Annotated in this window: 16 protein-coding genes; 5 read left to right on the top strand and 11 right to left on the bottom strand. The window is 39.3% G+C overall.

The window, feature by feature from the left end; genetic code table 11:
• Position 1 precedes the first annotated feature (1 nt).
• Positions 2-1,549 carry an Rne/Rng family ribonuclease gene (locus tag WG954_RS01750; RefSeq protein ID WP_340433012.1) on the top strand — a complete coding sequence of 516 codons (1,548 nt, stop codon included), beginning with the start codon at positions 2-4 and terminating at the stop codon, positions 1,547-1,549.
• A 40-nt stretch (positions 1,550-1,589) separates the two neighbouring features.
• Here the strand turns inward: WG954_RS01750 and WG954_RS01755 are convergent, their stop codons facing one another.
• Positions 1,590-1,973, bottom strand: coding sequence for a RidA family protein (locus tag WG954_RS01755; protein WP_340433015.1), 384 nt, complete (start codon positions 1,971-1,973; stop codon positions 1,590-1,592).
• Positions 1,974-2,041: 68 nt separating this feature from the next.
• Between WG954_RS01755 and WG954_RS01760 the strand changes: the two genes are divergently transcribed.
• The 4 genes from WG954_RS01760 (at position 2,042) to WG954_RS01775 (ending at position 5,261) form a co-directional block, all read left to right on the top strand.
• Positions 2,042-2,677: a 3-hydroxyacyl-CoA dehydrogenase family protein gene (locus WG954_RS01760; protein WP_340433017.1), complete on the top strand. Its 636-nt coding sequence runs from the start codon at positions 2,042-2,044 to the stop codon at positions 2,675-2,677.
• A 1-nt stretch (position 2,678) separates the two neighbouring features.
• Positions 2,679-3,353 (top strand): tRNA (adenosine(37)-N6)-threonylcarbamoyltransferase complex dimerization subunit type 1 TsaB, encoded by a 675-nt coding sequence (tsaB, locus tag WG954_RS01765; RefSeq protein WP_340433019.1) that lies wholly within the window; start codon positions 2,679-2,681, stop codon positions 3,351-3,353.
• Positions 3,354-3,452: 99 nt separating this feature from the next.
• Positions 3,453-3,776 carry an ArsR/SmtB family transcription factor gene (locus tag WG954_RS01770; RefSeq protein ID WP_340433021.1) on the top strand — a complete coding sequence of 108 codons (324 nt, stop codon included), beginning with the start codon at positions 3,453-3,455 and terminating at the stop codon, positions 3,774-3,776.
• Positions 3,777-3,854: 78 nt separating this feature from the next.
• Entirely contained in the window at positions 3,855-5,261 is a 1,407-nt protein-coding gene (locus tag WG954_RS01775) for an MBL fold metallo-hydrolase (protein WP_340433023.1), read from the top strand.
• 32 nt (positions 5,262-5,293) lie between these two features.
• On the opposite strand, the gene WG954_RS01780 is transcribed toward WG954_RS01775, so the two are convergent.
• The 10 genes from WG954_RS01780 to WG954_RS01825 form a co-directional block, all read right to left on the bottom strand.
• Positions 5,294-5,959, bottom strand: coding sequence for a response regulator (locus WG954_RS01780; protein WP_340433025.1), 666 nt, complete (start codon positions 5,957-5,959; stop codon positions 5,294-5,296).
• Positions 5,937-6,752 (bottom strand): sensor histidine kinase, encoded by an 816-nt coding sequence (locus tag WG954_RS01785; protein WP_340433027.1) that lies wholly within the window; start codon positions 6,750-6,752, stop codon positions 5,937-5,939. Before WG954_RS01785 ends, WG954_RS01780 begins: the two co-directional genes overlap by 23 nt.
• Positions 6,737-7,279, bottom strand: a complete 543-nt coding sequence (locus WG954_RS01790) for a hypothetical protein (RefSeq protein ID WP_340433029.1) — start codon at positions 7,277-7,279, stop codon at positions 6,737-6,739. The genes WG954_RS01785 and WG954_RS01790 overlap by 16 nt, the downstream gene beginning before the upstream one ends.
• Positions 7,280-7,401: 122 nt before the next feature.
• Positions 7,402-7,863 (bottom strand): hypothetical protein, encoded by a 462-nt coding sequence (locus tag WG954_RS01795; protein WP_340433030.1) that lies wholly within the window; start codon positions 7,861-7,863, stop codon positions 7,402-7,404.
• Positions 7,864-7,989: 126 nt separating this feature from the next.
• The gene (locus tag WG954_RS01800) at positions 7,990-8,874 is read right to left on the bottom strand and encodes a lysophospholipid acyltransferase family protein (RefSeq protein ID WP_340433031.1); all 885 of its coding nucleotides are present in this window, start codon (positions 8,872-8,874) and stop codon (positions 7,990-7,992) included.
• Positions 8,875-8,911: 37 nt separating this feature from the next.
• Entirely contained in the window at positions 8,912-10,513 is a 1,602-nt protein-coding gene (gene nadB / locus WG954_RS01805; protein ID WP_340433034.1) for an L-aspartate oxidase, read from the bottom strand.
• Between the two features lie 936 nt (positions 10,514-11,449).
• Positions 11,450-12,232 carry a hypothetical protein gene (locus tag WG954_RS01810; protein ID WP_340433038.1) on the bottom strand — a complete coding sequence of 261 codons (783 nt, stop codon included), beginning with the start codon at positions 12,230-12,232 and terminating at the stop codon, positions 11,450-11,452.
• A gap of 10 nt (positions 12,233-12,242) precedes the next feature.
• Positions 12,243-14,273 carry a (E)-4-hydroxy-3-methylbut-2-enyl-diphosphate synthase gene (gene ispG / locus WG954_RS01815; RefSeq protein WP_340433040.1) on the bottom strand — a complete coding sequence of 677 codons (2,031 nt, stop codon included), beginning with the start codon at positions 14,271-14,273 and terminating at the stop codon, positions 12,243-12,245.
• Positions 14,274-14,429: 156 nt separating this feature from the next.
• Positions 14,430-15,068, bottom strand: coding sequence for a tetratricopeptide repeat protein (locus WG954_RS01820; RefSeq protein WP_340433043.1), 639 nt, complete (start codon positions 15,066-15,068; stop codon positions 14,430-14,432).
• Positions 15,065-16,027: a VWA domain-containing protein gene (locus tag WG954_RS01825; RefSeq protein WP_340433044.1), complete on the bottom strand. Its 963-nt coding sequence runs from the start codon at positions 16,025-16,027 to the stop codon at positions 15,065-15,067. The genes WG954_RS01820 and WG954_RS01825 overlap by 4 nt, the downstream gene beginning before the upstream one ends.
• Between the last annotated feature and the right edge of the window lie 128 nt (positions 16,028-16,155).

Here is a 16,155-nt window from a genome sequence, read left to right on the forward strand (position 1 = left end):
AGTGAATAAGGAACTGATCATTAATTCTGCCCCAACCGGGGTGGAAATAGCATTGTTAGAAGACAAGAAGCTGGTAGAGCTGCATCAGGAAAGTCATGATGCCAGTTTTACTGTTGGTGATTTATACCTCGGTAAAGTAAAAAAACTTGTACCAGGTATGAATGCCGCATTTGTGGATGTTGGTTTTGAGAAAGACGGCTTTCTTCATTACACCGACCTGAGTCCCTATGTACGCTCCCTCCTCAAGTTTACCACACAATCAATCAACGACAAAGGTGAAAGCATCAGTGATTTTGGCAAGTTTCAAACAGAGGCCGAGATCATTAAAACAGGAAAAATTGGTGAAGTGCTTAACGGCAAACCCAATATCCTGGTGCAAATCCTGAAAGAACCCATTGCAGCAAAAGGCCCACGCCTTAGTTGTGAAATTTCTTTGCCGGGTCGTTTTGTTGTACTTACTCCGTTCAATGATATTGTAGCTGTATCACGCAAAATCCACTCTAGTGATGAGCGTAAGCGTTTACAAAAGATCGTTGAATCGATACGCACCAAAAACTTTGGTGTGATTGTGCGTACTGCTGCTGAAGGAAAAAATACAGCAGAACTACACGAAGATCTCAACAACCTCATAAATATGTGGCAGCAGATTCAAAAGAATCTGAAGAATGGAGTTGCACCTTCTAAAATTTTAGGCGAGACTGATAAAACAACCAGCATTCTCCGTGATTTATTGAGCGCTGATTTCAACCGTATTGTTGTGAATGATAAAAACATTTACAATGATGCCCGCACTTATATTCAAAAAGTAGCACCTGATAAAACCGAGATCGTAACCTTTTACCAAAACGGCTCTCCCATCTTCGATAATTTTGGCGTGACCAAGCAAGTAAAAGGATCATTTGGTAAAACAGTGAACCTTGCCAGCGGTGCATATTTGATTATTGAGCATACAGAAGCATTACACGTTATTGATGTAAACAGTGGATATAAAAGTGTAAGTGCAAACCAGGAAGAAAATGCATTGCAAACAAACCTGGAAGCTGCTGAAGAAATTGCCCGCCAATTACGTTTGCGTGATATTGGTGGTATAATCGTGGTTGATTTCATTGATATGAAATTGCCGGATAACAAACGTCGTTTGGCAGAAGCGATGGAAGAATTTATGCGTGCCGACAGAGCAAAGCATGCAATCCTTCCCATTTCTAAGTTTGGTTTGATGCAGATCACACGTCAGCGCATGAAACCTGAAGTGAACATCAACACACAGGAAGTTTGTCCGAGCTGTAATGGCACAGGTAAAGTTTCAGCAACCTTGATACTGGAAGATGAGATTGAAAAGAACATCAGTTATCTTGTTATGCAGAAGCATAAAGAATTAATGATAGCTGTACACCCAATCATGGAAGCATACCTGAAAAAAGGTTTCATCTCGAAGCGTATGAGGTGGAGCTGGAAATACAAACAAAAAATTAAGGTGAGAGCAAATACTTCTTATCACCTCACTGAATATCACTTCTTCGATAGCCACGACGAAGAAATAAGACTCTAACGAAAAACGGTTGATCAAAAGATCAACCGTTTTTTATTTTTTATCCCGCAGCGATCATACTGATCTCTACATTCACATTTTTCGGCAACCCTTTTACCGCAACCGTTTCCCTTGCAGGAAAACCACCATCGAAGTACTTACCATAAATTTCATTCACCTCACTAAACAAAGCCATATCGCTGAGAAAGATCGTTGTCTTTACTATATTACTGAAGTCTAAGCCTGCTTCCTGCAAAACAGCTTTCAGGTTATGCATCACCTGGTGTGTTTCTGCCTGTATATCTGTATTGTTCATTTCTCCTGTATCAGGCTTAATGCATATTTGTCCTGATATAAATAAAAAACCTCCAGCCGCTACAGCCTGGTTGTATGGACCGATCGGTGCAGGTGCATGATCGGTTTGTATAATTTTCTTTTCCATCATGCGGCAAACTTACTTTATTAGCCGAAGAAATAAGCGTGTTTACTTTGCTTCCCTGTAAATTTGCTTGTATGCGTTTGGTCCTAATCAGTTCTCAACCTGTAACAGATTTATTTGGAAAGGAATTTCCTTTTTCAGACATTGATTGCATTAGAAGAGAAGAATTCTCATCTGAAGATTTGACAACAGCCGATTGCATCATTGATCTAACAATTGAAGACCATCCTACAACTATCGATCAATATCGAACAGCTACCATACCCATCCTCATAGGTTCAGTAACATTTACTTTAAAGGAATTAACGACCGATTCACAATTACCCATTGCACGCTTTAATCACTGGCCAACTTTCATCAACAGGAACTGTATTGAGTTCGCAGTAGTTGATAATCACATAGAGAAATTTCAGCAGCTTTTTCATACACTCAATATCCCTGCATTAAGAACTGAAGACGAGCCCGGTTTTGTAAGCGCAAGAACAGTATGTATGATCGTGAATGAAGCATTTCTTGCAAGGGAAGAAGCCGTTTCAACTGAGTCAGAAATTGATACAGCTATGAAATTGGGCACCAGCTATCCAATAGGGCCATTTGAGTGGTGTAACAATATTGGGGCTGATCGTATAATCCGGCTTCTACACAAACTGGCAGAAAAAGATAAACGCTATCAACCCGCTTCTTCTTTCACCGAAACCATCAAAAACTGATATGGCATTGTTGCTTTGCATTGATACTTCTACCACCCATGCTTCAGTTGCCTTGGCAAAGGATGGGATTTTGATAGGTTTAAAGACCAACCATTACCAGCGGGATCATGCTTCGTTTCTTCAACCTGCCATTCATTCTTTATTGCATGAATCAAATCAAACACTCAAAGATCTTGAAGCAATAGCCGTAACATCCGGTCCAGGATCATATACTGGCCTCCGGGTAGGATTTGCATCGGCTAAAGGCTTGGCTTATGCGTTAGATATTCCATTGATCAGTATTGAAACTACGCTTGTAATGAGTGCTTCGGCCTCATCTATTCTTAAAAATGAAGCAGATTCATGGTTTTGCCCAATGATCGATGCCCGCCGGATGGAAGTATTCGCCGCTCTTTATTCCGCAGATTTGCAGCAGGTTGCTCCCGTTTCTGCCCTAATTCTTACCGCCGACTCTTTTGCCAAGCAGCTTGAAAGCTCCCGTATTTTCTTTTTTGGTGATGGTGCTCCTAAGTGGCAAACTATTTGCGCCCACCCAAATGCAGCTTTTATAGATGTGAAGTGGAATGCCGGTGATATGATAACATTGGCCGATAAACAATTTGAACAAAAAAACTTCAGTTCACTCGCTTATTCGGTTCCTGTGTACGGTAAAGAGTTCCATTCCACGCAGATATGAATTATGTCTTTTACGACTATTAAATGCGTAAATTTACTGTTAGTTTTACAATAGTTAGATTTAGCACCCGAAATTACCCAACCACTAAACTACCCTTAGATGGCAACCACTAAGAAAAAAGAGAGCAATGTTCCTATTCCTCTCGATTATCATGCGGTGAAGAAGGCTTCACTCATTCTTCGTTCTGTAAACCACAAACTAAGACAGCAAATTATTCAACTCATCAATGAAAATGGTCAAATGACCGTAACTGAAATCTATGTAAAGCTTCGGCTTGAACAATCAGTTGCATCACAACATTTAGCCATTTTGCGCCGCAGCAACATTGTGAAAACCACCAGGGAAGGCAAATTCATCTGGTACACAGTTAATCATGAACGACTGCAGGAAGTAAATGAGTTTGTAACACAACTTCTCGCCTGACCTTTTCCCACACCTATACGCACTCCTGAGGCTGTTTAAACAGACTAACGTACTTTTGCAAAAAAAGCAGAGAAGATTATGTACGTACAACAGCTGTATACAAACTGTTTGAGTGAAGCAGCCTATTATATTGAAAGTAATGGCGAATGTGCCATTATTGACCCGTTAAGGGATGTAGAGGTTTACATTAAACTGGCTAAGGAAAGAAATGCCACGATCAAGTATATCTTTGAAACGCATTTCCATGCCGATTTTGTAAGCGGTCATCTTGATCTTTCACAACAATCAAATGCGCCAATCGTTTACGGGCCACAAACGGAAACATCATTCCCCGTTCATGTAGCAAAAGATGGCGAACAATTCAAGGTTGGGGATTTAACCATTGAAGTTTTACATACCCCCGGTCATACACTTGAAAGTTCCTGTTACTTATTGAAAGATGAAACAGGTAAAGATCATTGTGTTTTTACCGGCGATACTTTGTTTGTAGGAGATGTTGGCCGTCCCGATCTTGCACAAGGTGGCGATCTTTCTATGAGTGAGCTTGCAGGTAAATTGTATGATTCGTTGCAGCAGAAGATAATGCCCTTGGCAGATGATGTGATCGTTTATCCTGCACATGGCCCCGGCAGCTCATGTGGTAAAAGTCTCGGACCCGAAACCTCCAGCACAATTGGTGAACAGAAGCAAACAAATTATGCATTGCAGCCATCAACCAAAGAAGAATTTATGAAAGCAGTAACTGATGGGCTTGATGCTCCACCGAAATATTTTCCCGTGAATGCACGAATCAACAAAGAAGGTTATGGATCATTAGAGGCTGTTTTGAAGAAAGGTCTTATTGCATTAGATATTGATTCGTTTAAACAAAAAGCCAACGAACCGAAAACACTTATACTTGATACCCGCAATGCAGACATATTCACCATAGGATTTGTTCCGGGATCGATCAGCATTGGGCTTGAAGGACGGTTTGCTGAATGGGCAGGTGCTTTATTGCCGTTTGATGAAACTATTCTGTTGGTGAGTGAAGAAGGAAAAGAAGAAGAAACTATTGTGCGTTTGGCGAGAGTTGGTTTTGATAAAGTGGGTGGTTATTTAAAAGGTGGTTTTGACGCATGGGCCAATGCCGGTGAACAAGTTGATATTATTATTGATGTTGAAGCCGATGAACTGGCCATGGATCTTCCATTTGATGATAATCTTGTTGTAGTTGATGTGCGCAAGGAAACTGAATATGCCGATGGTCATGTGAAAGATGCAGTGAACCTTCCTTTGGGAGAGATAACTGACCCCGGTTTAATCGCAAACATTGAAGAAAGAGATAACCTGTATGTGCATTGTCAAAGTGGTTATAGAAGTGTAATTGCTTCTTCAATTCTTAAACGTCAAGGATTCCATAACCTGCGCAATGTAGTAGGTGGGTTCAATAAAATAAAAGAACAGAAAATTAAAATAGAGAAAGAGAAAAGTGTTTTGAACTAAATGAAAAGTCCCGCAATTTAAGCGGGACTTTTTTATACCGATACAATACCATTTTTAATTGCGTACATCACCAGCCCCACCCTTGTTTTAATTTCAAGTTTTTCAAATAATGCATCACGATAACCGTCAATTGTTCTGGGGCTAAGAAACATTTTTTCAGCAATTTCTTTGTACGTCATTTCCGTACATGCATGTTTCAGAAATTCAACTTCACGATCATTTAACTCGTTGAGAATTTTTATTTCGCTTTTATTATCATCCATTTGGTTGATGGAATGAATCAACCGTCCCGTTACCAACTCAGAATAATAATACCCTTTTTGATGAACAGAATCTAATGCGTTCTGTAATTCGGGTGGCTCACTGTCCTTAAGAATATATCCTTTTGCTCCGGCTTTAAACATTCTGATAATAGCGTTTTCGTTGTCATACATGGATAACGCTATCACATTTACTAAAGGATAATGCTGCTTTAGCCATTGAGCAGTTGCATAACCATCCATCTCCGGCATGTTGATATCCATCAGTACAATATCAGGCTCTCCATGTTTTTTTATCTGCTGTGTAAAATGCTGGCCATTGTCAGCTTCAAATAAAACCGAGTAGTTCCCAAAGCTGTCTACCACTCCTGCCAAACCTTTTCGCAGCAAAATGTGGTCATCAGCCAATGCTACTTTAATTTTTTCTGCCTGCTTCATCCATCGTTTCGTTTAAAGGTACCTGAAGATAAAGTTTTGTTCCTGATCCCGGTTCACTGTTAATGGAAAACCGTGTTCCAATTAATGTAGCCCGTTCGTGCATATTACGAATGCCAAGACCAAACGATTTACCTCCGGAATTTGTTATTGGTTTTATATCGAACCCTTTACCATTATCCTCAATACAAATTTCCATTGCATGATTACTAAATACAACTGTTGTATTTATTTTGCCCGCCTCTGCATGACGTATTACATTGTGTATTGCTTCCTGAACAATACGAAACAATATGAGTTCTTTGTGCTTGTCAAGCTTTTCAACAGTTCCGGTAATGAGGAAACTTGTTTGAATGCTACCCGTTTTCTTCAGTAACTCGAGCTCATATTCGATAGAGCGCAGAAGGCCCATCTGCTCTACATAGTCAGTATTCAGGCTGCGGCTCAAATCACGCAAATCCTGGATAGCTTTACCTATGAGTTGCTGACTTGTTTTAATTTTCTCCCTTGCACCCGAGTCATCAACAGCAGTAGTTGCAAGATTCAGTTTGGCAAGTGTTAAAACTTGCCCCACGTTGTCATGAATTTCCTGCGAGATGTTTTTGAGTGTTTGTTCCTGTATCTCAAGTTGGGTTTGCAAAAGTGTTTGCTCATAAAGAAGCCTTGTTTGCTCCTTTTCTTTGAGGTAGTTATTCATACGTAAGCGATAAATGATGACAAAGACGATCAAGAAAATACCCAATAACAAAATTGCTATTGTAAAATAAAAAAGTAGTTGTGCTATTTCTGAATCCATTGTTTACGTGCCATTGTTATGATACCGATTGAAATAGTGGCATATAAAAGTATAACCAGGTTGTTATTGATTTTACTGATAACAGTGCTCCACTTTTGCCAATCGCTGAATAATATACTCGATAATGAAACATACAAAAACTCCCCGGCATTGAACAGAAATAAACCAGATGCGATCCAAAACATGGGCTCACTCACAGGATTCACAGGCACTTCTTCCCGCATAAAATCGATAAAATAAAAACAACAAAAGACGATCATTGCAAGACTACCGATCTTGAAAAAAATGGGATTGAAGGTAGCCAGTTCTCCAAATACAAATAGTTGCAACCCTGCAAAAACAAAAAAGCCAATTAAAAATACTCTTGCAATCTTAATAAAAACATTGCTTTTGAAGTATTGGCTTAGCAACCAACCGTAGAACAAATACTCAATTGGTACGGAGAAATTATAAAGCCATGCATTGGATTGATGTAAAACCGTTCTGTAATATCTGCCCGTTAACTCAACCAGTACAATAAAGAGCATAAAGAATGCTAACCAGCGTAATGGCGTTTTTTTGATGGAACGCCAACAAATTATGCTGGTTAGCAGTGCGAAAATTTCAAAATAGCTATGTAATGTGAGAAATGAAAACATTCAGATTAAAATTAAGCACCACCTACCGTACCTCCCTCACAATTGCTTGGACAAAGTTCGGCATGGTTAAAGCCAAGTTCACCCTCCTCTTCTTCAACACTTCTCAATGATTCTACCTGGCTTTCAGTATCCGGATCACCAATTTCTTCAGAAAGCTTTTTTACTTCTTCAGCCGAAATATAATCATGATGCGTACTACCTCCATGTAAACTATAGGTTGGCACAAATACAACGGTGTTTTTGTCTTGTTTTTCCGGATCACTTACGTTATTTGGATAACGGCTGAAATACACTCGCACACCATCACCTGTTTTACCTGTTGCAGAATCATTCAAATCTCCAATCAGCTTAACAATTTCCTGCATATTGGCTAAAGAAAACCAGGCAGAAATGCTGTTTTTCTTCTCCCCACTTTTTTTATACTTTTTTACTAAGCGAACAACTTCTTTTTTAGAAATTTTTCTTCCTGGCATGACGTAGTAGTTTACAATTAAATGAATTGGGTTTGCTGTTAAAACTAATAAGTTTGTAAACACAAAACATTCAACCAGTCATAAACCGTGAAATCATTTTTTATTTACCGTTAAAACACGGTACGATCATTTATCGATCCACATCTTTTTATATTCATCCCTCCATTCATGCTTCCACCTTCTGTGGCTCCATAAATAATTAGCAGGGCGTTGACGAATAGAGTTTTCAATTTTATCAACGATCAAACGGGTGAGTTCGCCGTCCTTATAATTATTTGGACTAGATGTCAACAATTCAAACTCGCATTTATAATAACCACGTTTTACTTTATAAAAATCCGCATAAATAACTATAGTATTACCTCTTCGTGCTCCTTTCTCAGGTCCTCTTGGGAAAGGTGCCGGCTTTGTGAAGAAATTAGTCCAATATGCTTTTGCCGGGTTTCCGGGGTTTTGATCTCCAACTAAAATTAATGCGTGTTGATTTTTTGTATGCTCACGCACCTGGTTTTGAAAATCTGTAGCCGGCACTAAAACCACACCCGTCTTTCGCCTTAAATCATACACAACTTTGTCGATGGCTTTATTACGTATAGGCATGTACACAACAACGAATGGCATTTTTGACAGAGCCCCTAATCCAAGATTGGCCATTTCCCAATTAAAGTAATGGCCAGACACGATTAGTACGTTCTGATCTTTGCCAACAAAATCATTCATCACTTCAATATTGCAGACAAACCTTCTTTTAATTTCTTCGGTATTCCATGAAAACATTTTGATCATTTCAAGAAACGTGTCACAAAAGTTATGATAGAATGTTTTCATAATCTTCTTTCGTTCTTCTTCTGTTTTTTCGGGAAAAGCAGTTAAGAGATTATTCATCACCACTTCTTTTCGATAGCCAAGCACATAGAAAATAATTACATAAGCAAGATCGGCAAGCAAGTAAAGCACTGCCATTGGAAGAAAGGAAAGTAAACGAAGGAAACCGTAAACGATATAATACATGCCGTGAAATTAACGATTAAGCTTTTTTGCACAAAGCCTACAGTACAATGTTCTGAAGCAATGGATGCTTGTTTGGATAATCGGTATTGAAGTGCAATCCCCTGCTCTCTTTCCTGAACGATGCTCCTTTAGTAATGAGATAACCAACAGAGATCATGTTACGCAACTCCATGATCTGCGGAGAAATTGAACTGCTACGGTAAAGATTTTCAGTTTCTTCCCACAACAGATCTAAACGACGCATGGCCCTTTGTAAACGTATATCGTTGCGCACAATACCAACATAATCACTCATCACCTGTTGCAACTCTTTTAAGCTTTGGGTGATAAGGATCATCTCTTTGGGTTGACTTGTTCCTTTTGCATTCCATTCCGGCAATACGGGTTGTTCTGCATCCAAGAGCTTGATTTTTTCAACAGCATCCATATAACTACGATGAGCAAATACCATTGCTTCCAATAAAGAATTACTGGCCAAACGATTTGCGCCATGTAAACCTGTGCTTGCACATTCGCCGGCTGCATATAAATGTTTAATGGATGTACGTCCCCACTCATCTGTTTTAATACCACCACAACTGTAGTGCGCAGCAGGAGCAACTGGTATCATATGTTGTGTTACATCTATTCCAAGGCTTTTACATTTTTCATAAATATTCGGAAAGTGATGAATGAACTTTTCAATATCCATATGCCTGCAATCGAGCCACACATGTTCAGTACCGCTGATCTTCATTTCACTATCAATTGCTCTTGCAACAATATCACGGGGAGCAAGATCTTTACGTTCGTCATAGTTCTCCATGAATGCTTCGCCTTTATGATTACGAAGAATACCACCATCGCCACGTACTGCTTCTGTAATTAAAAATGCTTGCCCTTTTTGTCCTGCCTGGTATAATGCTGTTGGGTGAAACTGGATGAACTCCATATTTTCAATACGGCCTTTTGCACGATAGACCATTGCCACACCATCACCACTTGCAATTACTGGATTGGTTGTTGTTCGGTAAACCTGTCCGTTTCCTCCGGCAGCCAATAAAGTAATCTTTGCCTGGATGATCTCAATTGTATTTGTTTTCAGGTTCAGTGCATACACACCATAGCATTGTACATCTGGTGTTGATTTGGTAACAAGAAAACCAAGATGATGCTGGGTAATAAGATCAACTACAAAATAATGATTCACCAATGTAATGTTCTTGCTGCGTCGAATGGTTTCAAGCAAAGCTCTTTCCATTTCTGCACCTGTTACATCTTTATGATGAAGGATGCGGTGCTCACTATGCCCGCCTTCTTTTCCTAACGAATAATCACCATCTTTTTCTTTATCGAACCTGGCACCCCATTCAATAATTTCATTTACACGCAAAGCTCCTTCTTTCACTACTATCTCAACGATCTGTTGATCACACAATCCATCTCCAGCAATTAACGTGTCTTCAATATGTTTATCGAAACTATCATTCTCCAGATCATTTACCACGGCGATGCCGCCTTGCGCATACTTGGTATTGGTTTCGTCTGCATTGGACTTGGTTACTACCAATATCTGTTTATCAGGGCATGCTTCCGCAACTTTAATGGCATATGTTAATCCAGCTATGCCCGATCCTATTACGAGAAAATCTGTCTGCATCTATTATTTCAGTTAAAGCAATAAAGATAAAGAAACCAAATCAGCTTAATTTACGGTTTGTTATAGTAGATATCCTAAGTATTAAATTACCAGTACTTAGCTATTTAGGGTATTGATAAATGTATTTTGAATACATAATTTTACATCCATAACACATAATAAAGTGTTTACATGTAAGCAGATCCTTCCCAGTAAGACGCCCAATCTTTACTTCGTAAATCCATCAACGTATCTCAGACCTTCTGTAAGTATTTGCTTGCCGCAAATACAACACAGTTATTATTTATTATTAAACCTTATTAAGATGTTAACCAAACACGAAAAATCGCTTGTTCACTGCTGCCCTGAACTGATGGAAGATGATCATCACGCTGAAATTAGTTTCAGCAGAATGCTTACTTACCAACAGCAATTTCAGCAAATAACTGGGAAGAATAAATGTGGAAGTAATTCTACATTCTAAATTCAGTCGGCAAAAACGAGATGTCTTTTTGTGATAGGTGGAGAAAAAGCAAATTTATTAACAACAAAAACTACTTCAATGAAGAGCCAAAATATTAAAATCATCTGGAAATGTAGATGACCGTTTTTGCATTCGTCACAATTGGGTCATGGTAAATTCAATCTGATTTTTTGGCACGGCGTTGGATAATAAAATAAAAGAATATGTACTGACGACTGATCACCAAACGGAGATTAAGATCAGTTTCAAAAAATAATTTCTGCACTGGCTCTAGCTTATCAGCTTAATGCAATGATGGGGGCCAGTGCAAAATTTTTCTTCTCTAATTCACCTCCATTTCAAAATTTTTATGAGTTGATTTTGCGCTGTGGCAATTTGATAGCGTGTAGGAGCAGGTCAGGAAACAAATATTGTTTTCTGAATAAACGCAACCGTACCGAACCTTTACTGGAAAAAGTAAATCCCCTCTGAACTTAAAACACAATAAGGAAACTTCCGTTTTCAGGATCTTCCATCATTTCAGCCATGGAAGCAGTAAAGAAAACGGTCTTTTTATCATCAAGCAGTTTTGCACTTTTGCCCTCAAGTCTTTTTACAATTCGTGGTAGTTTTATGGTAACACTCATCACCATCTGGCTCATGAACATTTCAGCACCTTTCATTTTATCGCCATAGGTTTCTGTCATTGATTCTTTGGTAAGTGCAATACGTTGTATGCTTGTATCTGTAATGATATAAGGTGATGCTGTTGATGGCATGTTGCCCATCACGTTTGCCAGGCCACCCATACCTGCGCCCGGTGCTCCTTCTTCCGGTGCTTCTTCACCAGGCTGCGGTGTTTTCTTTTTTGATTTATTTACTGAATCAACATAGTAGTAAGCTTTAAAAAACTTTTGCAGGTCCTTAATATCCTTCACCGGATATTTTGTTTCCATGTTGAATTTATTATCATCCATACTCATCACCATGTGAAGAGTTCCATTTTTAAAGTAAGCCTGCTCTTCTGCCGAGAGTGGTTTATCTAATGAATCAAGTTGTGATGCCAGCGACATTGTGGTATCGATTTTTTTCCCTTTTAAACTGTCGGGCATTTGTCCGCCACCCATGCTCTTCATCATTTCCAAAGCCTGGCTCATATCGGTGGCCAACATATATTGACCTTTGCCTGCAGTGCTCAAATCTATTTCTTCATTGATAGTGCAACTGGCAAAGGATGCAACAACTAAAATACCTGCAATGATCTTTACAATTTTCATACTTCTTGTTTTACGCCGGTTCAACCCAGGCACTGTTTTCTTTTAATAAATTAATGAGTTCGTCAACTGCCACTTCACTATCTACACTTCGTTTCACCACTTCCTTTCCTTTGTACAATGTGATCTTTCCCGGACCACTGCCTACGTAACCAAAATCTGCATCCGCCATTTCACCGGGGCCATTTACAATACATCCCATGATAGCGATCTTCACACCTTTCAAATGATTGGTGACAGAACGGATCTTTGCTGTCGTTTCCTGCAGATCAAATAATGTTCTTCCACAACTCGGGCATGAAATATACTCCGTTTTTGAAATTCGTGTACGTGTTGCCTGTAAAATACTGAAAGCCGTGTTATTGATGAACTGTTCGGGTGATTGGTTACTTAGATAATTTCTACCAGCTGTATTTTGCGAATAGTTGGCGGCTTGCAGCGAATAACTTTTTGTACTCATTCCCAAACAAATTCCATCGCCCATACCATCGAGCAACAATGCACCGCACTCAGTTGAATAATGAATGAGATGTTCATCGGCAGTTTGCCAGTTACTGTCTGTAATTAATACAACAGGATTTTTGATCTTACGATTCATCAGTTCAATAAACATGCGACGCACACTCTGCATTGCATTTTTATTGGTGCTGCTTAAACACAATACAACAGTTGGATCGTTTGCCAATACGTCGAGATAAGTATAATCATTAAGCGTTGTATCATCGTTATAACAATCGATCATAACAAAATTCAACAGATCATTTTTTACCTCAGCTTCTGCATAACCACTATCTGCAAAAATGGGAAAGTATTTCTGTTCGCCTGAAACAGTAGCAACAGATGCTTTCCATGTTTCAGGGTAAACGATCACTTTCAACGTGCCGGGCAATTCAAAATTTAATGTTTGATTGGCAATGAAAATATAATCAGCAGCCATATCACCTATACTCCACTTGTCAGTTGCTTCATCATATTTATACCCCACACGTTCCAATTCTTTTGGTGTGATAGAATCAAGTTTACTCAAATCAGCTATTACAACAGGCACTTGCTTTCCACCAATATTGCCGATTGCAAAACTTTCTCTGCGTTTGTATTCAAAAGGAGAATAAGGTAATCCGGAAGTAGAAATAGCCGGAATCTTTGCTGTCGGCTTTTCAGTTTGCTGATAACGTTTTACCAGGTCTCTGCAAACGGGAATTTCAAACTCGGGATCTTCGGTTAAGCTTACACGCACCGTATCACCAATACCATCTTCGAGTAATGTGCCGATACCCGCAGCACTTTTTACACGGCCATCTTCACCATCACCCGCCTCAGTAACGCCAAGATGCAACGGGTAACATTCGTTGAATTCATCCATCATGTGATTGATGAGCATACGATATGCCTGCACCATCACCTGTGGATTACTGCTCTTCATGCTCAGCATAATATTGTGAAAACTTTCTGCACGTGCTATGCGCAAAAATTCCATGGCACTTTCCACCATACCAATCGCAGTATCGCCATAGCGGCTCATAATACGATCGCTAAGTGAACCATGATTGGTACCAATACGCATTGCAGTTCCGTACTCTTTACAAATTTTCACCAACGGAGTAAAACGTTCACGAATACGATCGATCTCTTCGAGATATTCCGCATCAGTATATTCGATCTGTTCAAATTTTTTCTTGTCAACATAGTTGCCGGGGTTAACACGCACTTTCTCCACAATACGTGCAGCGATCTCGGCAGCGTTTGGTGTAAAATGAATATCTGCCACTAACGGTGTGTTGTAACCTCTTTTGCGTAATTCATCTTTGATGTTCTGTAAATTCTCCGCTTCTTTTTTTGAAGGTGCAGTAATACGAACCAACTCTGCGCCGGCTTCAATACAGCGGATGCTTTGCTCTACCGTGCCAATGGTATCCATTGTATCAGTAGTGGTCATTGTTTGCAAACGGATGGGATGGAAATTACCCAGCAGCAAATCGCCGATCTTTACCTCTTTTGTTGCCAGTCGTTTATAATCAGTTAAGGAAGCGCTATATAAAAACATCAATTTGAAAATTTGAAAATGGCTTAATTTGAAAATTCACAAGAATCCGCTCTACGAAATTTCAGCACAAATGTAACAAAGAAAGGGCTCTAAGGTTTAGGGAAGATGCACTTCCCTGCATTTTCAAATTGTCAAACTAGGAAATCTTCAAATTGCCTACCAGTCTTTCTCCGGTTGGTTGGGAACAGCGGTTTTCTTCCGCACTTTTTCCTGTAATTCACGCTCTTTTTGCTCCAGCGCTTTGAGGTATTGCTCAGCCTGCTTTTTGGTAAGCTTGCTTTTTTGAGGTTTGGGTTGTTGCGGCTTGGGTTCTTCCTTCTTTTTTTCCTGTTTTTGCTTTTGCTCCTTTTGTTCTTTCTTTTGATCCTTTTTAGGTTCCTGTTGCTTTTTCTGTTGAAGAGCCAGTTGCAGATTTTTTCTTACTTCTTCATCATCAGGATTTAAACGCAATGCCTGTTTGTACGCATCAATTGCTTCGGTTAAGCGATTGCCTTTGTGTAATAAAACTCCTTTGTTGTAAAGTGCCTTTGTTTTTAATTCAGGATCATCGGTAGCGTTGATCACGCCATCAAACGATTTTACCGCATCATCAATGCTCTCTTTTTTATAAAGTGTGTTGCCGAGATTATAACGTGCAATCAGGTTTTCTTTTTTGCTCAATGCTTTTTGGTAAGCTTCCTCCGCTTTATCATAATTACCTTCTTTGTAGTAACGATTGCCCTTCATTACTTCCCCTTCCTGTGCATGGGTAAGCAACGCAGCAAATAAAACAAATATGGTTAAGAAAATCTTCATACCTTCTTTCGTTCATGAATAAACAATTCAACAATCAACAGCAATAATGCTGCCGTTAAAAACCAGAAGAAGAAGTTGTTATAATTGGTATTGCTCACTTCGCCTTCCACACCTTTCTTTTCCAATTGGTTGATGATGGTTGTTACTTCCTTCAGCATTTCATCGGTATTCTCAAGATTACCATACAAGCCACCATTCACAGCAGCAAGTTGACGAAGCAATGGTTCATTCAACTTCGATACAACTGTTTGCCCCAGGTTATCTTTCTTGAATTCTTTTGTTTCAGGATCAGTAATGGGCGAACCTTCTGGTGTTCCCAAACCAATGCTGAGTAATAAAACACCACGGTTCTTCAGTTCTCGGGCCATGTTCTCTGCTGCTTCATCATGATCTTCGCCATCTGTTATCAGGAGCAATACTTTGTAACGTTTACTTTCCTGCGGAAAACTTTCTGCTGCCAATCGCATGGCTTCACCAATAACAGTTCCTTGCGTTGGCACTGCATCAGGACCAGCCGATTGCACATATAATTTAGCAGCACCTTGATCTGCTGTTAACGGCATAGGCAAATAAGCTTTACCTGCAAACCAAATAAGTCCGATACGATCATCAGGCAATTGATCGAGAAGTTTATTGATGAATTGTTTTGCCTTATCTAAACGGGTAGGTTTTACATCATCAGCCAACATACTTTTACTTACATCCATGGCAATGATAATGTCACGACCTTTTCGGTTTACATTTTCTGCTTTACCTGCTGTTCGGAGATTAGCTGCACCAACTGCTGTTAATGCAATTGCGGCGAGAAAAATATAAAACTTAGCAGCAAATTTTTTCGTGGAATGATTGACAGTTAAAAGATTTACCAACTGCTCGTCACCAATTTTCTTTTTTGTTTTCTTTTTCCAACGTTTGTTGAATACAAATAATAAAACCACTGGTATTAGTACTACCAGCAAGAGTAAATATTCTATATGTGCGAAGGAGAACAAGGATAATTGTGATTAAGGTACAAGATACAGGTTTACAGAATGAAACAAAAGTTAAGCCAGTTTTTTGATTTTCACGCAAAGAGCGCAAAGGAGCA

The organism is Lacibacter sp. H375, assembly GCF_037892425.1.
In the GTDB taxonomy this organism is placed as follows: domain Bacteria; phylum Bacteroidota; class Bacteroidia; order Chitinophagales; family Chitinophagaceae; genus Lacibacter.